The 2,427-nt window shown below is 41.2% G+C and carries 2 protein-coding genes; both read right to left on the bottom strand.

Annotated features, from left to right (window positions below; all coding sequences use genetic code 11):
• The coding region (locus AC1DPQ_RS24740) for a sodium:solute symporter family transporter (RefSeq protein WP_477611189.1) at positions 1-1,564 on the bottom strand (1,564 nt) is incomplete at its 3' end.
• 209 nt (positions 1,565-1,773) lie between these two features.
• The gene (locus tag AC1DPQ_RS24735; RefSeq protein ID WP_477611188.1) at positions 1,774-2,271 is read right to left on the bottom strand and encodes a Gfo/Idh/MocA family oxidoreductase; all 498 of its coding nucleotides are present in this window, start codon (positions 2,269-2,271) and stop codon (positions 1,774-1,776) included.
• Between the last annotated feature and the right edge of the window lie 156 nt (positions 2,272-2,427).

Genomic DNA, 2,427 nt, shown 5'->3' with positions numbered 1-2,427 from the left:
GTGCAACCATTACGATGGCTAATGCAATCCACGAAATCCAAACTGTTCTTGCTGGTTTTTCTATATTGGCCTGGTGTTCTTCATTAACCGTGTAAATACTTGGTGATCTATCCAATAAAGAAATCAAAATCGCAATGATCATTAATCCTGCGAAAATGAAAAACGAAAGCATCAGATAATGCGGCCAGAAAGTGTATTTATCCGATGGTAAAATCCATAAATAAGTTACACCAACGCCCAAGCTTAAAATGGAGCCGATTGAAAGTGTAAAATTCACCGCTTTTCTTGTGGTTCTTTTCCAGAAAACAGTGAGTAAAAACACCACCGATAATGGCGGTGCAATAAAGCCCAAAACCGATTGAAAAACATCGAATAAATTCAATCCTTTAATATTGTCAATGGCCAAAACCACTATAACCGCGAAAATACATCCCGCAACAACTGCCCATCGGCCAATGCGGATGATCTGTTTATTACTCGCCTGTGGGTTGATTTTCTTTACATAAATATCCATCGTAAAAACGGTACTTAATGAATTTAAAGAAGATCCGATGGTACCCACCAAAACCGCAATCAGCACAACGATTACCAAGCCATTCATGCCAGGCGGGAATAAATTGGTTACCATGGTCATATAAGCTTCGTTCGGATCTTTTAATCCAGGAAATAACACATAACAAAGGATTCCTGTTCCAATAAATAATGGTAAGGAAAGGATTTTTAGCCAGCCAATAAAACTCACGCCCAATTGCCCTTGTTTTAAGTTCTTAGCACCCAGAACAGATTGAACCATCGATTGATCGGTACAGAAAAAGGCCACAGCTGCAACCGGATACCCCAACAAAATGGCGTACCATGGATATTTTGGATCGCTGGCGGGTTGGATTAAATTCCAGAAATGATGCGGTGTTTTTTGATATAAAGCAGAAAGTCCACCAACTTTATTCAGTCCCAAAAGCATGAGCGATAATGAAACGGCGATCAATAAAATCATTTGGAAAACATTTACTTTGGCAATGGCTTTTAAACCGCCGAAAAAGGTAAACAGTCCGGCAAAAGCGACCAATACGGTAACCGATTGCCACATCGGTATGCCCAAAATCTGGCGGACCAAAAAACCTCCGGCAAACAAACCGAGCGATAACCACGAAATTAAAATCTTAACCAGTGCATACCAGGCGAGGATGTTTTGTGTAGAATCGCCATAACGGTTGCCCATAAACTCGGGCATGGTACTCACTTTGGCGGCAAGGTATTTTGGAGCGAAAACGATGGCCAGTAAGAATAAAAAGATAAAGGCATACCAATCGAAATTAACGGCTACGATACCGGTGCTATAGCCAATACTTGCGAAAGCCAATAACATCGACGGACCTACATTGGTGCCCCACATGTTAAAGCCGATGCTACTCCAGTTTAATGATTTATTGGCCAAAAATAAGGTCTCATCATCGTTCTTCTTTTTAGAAAAACTGGCCCGATAACCAATGAAGATCAGGATGATGAGGTAAGCAATTACGATAAAGTAATCTAAACTGGTTAATCGTTCTACAATGTTTCCCATTAGGTTTATTTTGGTTAGTTATTTAGTTTTGCCACGGAATCACAGAATTCACGGAGTCCTGACGACCATTTTTATAGTTACGTCATGCTGAATTTATTTCAGCATCTATTTTACTGGACAGATTGCTTCGTGCCTCGCAATTACTGGTTCGTGAGACACAAACCATGGCGCATTATGTTCCGTGTTTTCTGTGTCTCCGTGGCAAACAATTACAATCCTATCGATTCCCTTGTAATGTGATTTGCTTTCAAAATTTCATCAACTTTTACTGGCAAACCGGTTTCTAAAGATTGATCCATTGCTTGTAATAGTGCCACAGTCCCGATGCCTTCTTTTAAATCAGGGTATGCGGTAAAATTATTGTTGATGCTATCTGCAAAATATTCTAAATAATTCTGGTATTCTCCGGCGTGATGGCTTTGCCCTTCGAAACGGAAATAGTGCTTTAAAGTAGAATCGCCCCAGGTGATGATCTTTTCTTCGCCGGTTTTGGTTGTAACAGAATATCGTAGTTCATGGTAATCGGCCTGGCTAGCGCCTTCTGTTCCTCGCAGGATACAGCTCATGCCACTATCGCGACTTGCAGGCTGTGTTGGACCAGTGTAAGCACCGCTAACCCGCGCAATTCTGCCATCTTTTGCTTTAAAAATAAAGTGCATGGTATCCTGATTTTTCAGTCCGGCTTTTAAACCGTTGCTACTCAACATGCCATAACCCACTCAACATGGCATATCTGGCATGTACCACCTGATGAAATCAACAGGGTGACTTAAACCGCCATACAACCATTTAAATGATTGTTTTAACGACCAGCCTTTTTCCAAAAACCAGCGATGATCGGCATAACCAGCGATGATCGGCAT

It is taken from the genome of Pedobacter sp. 01T416_2, assembly GCF_056398925.1.
This window is presented reverse-complemented; position numbering and strand designations above follow the sequence as displayed.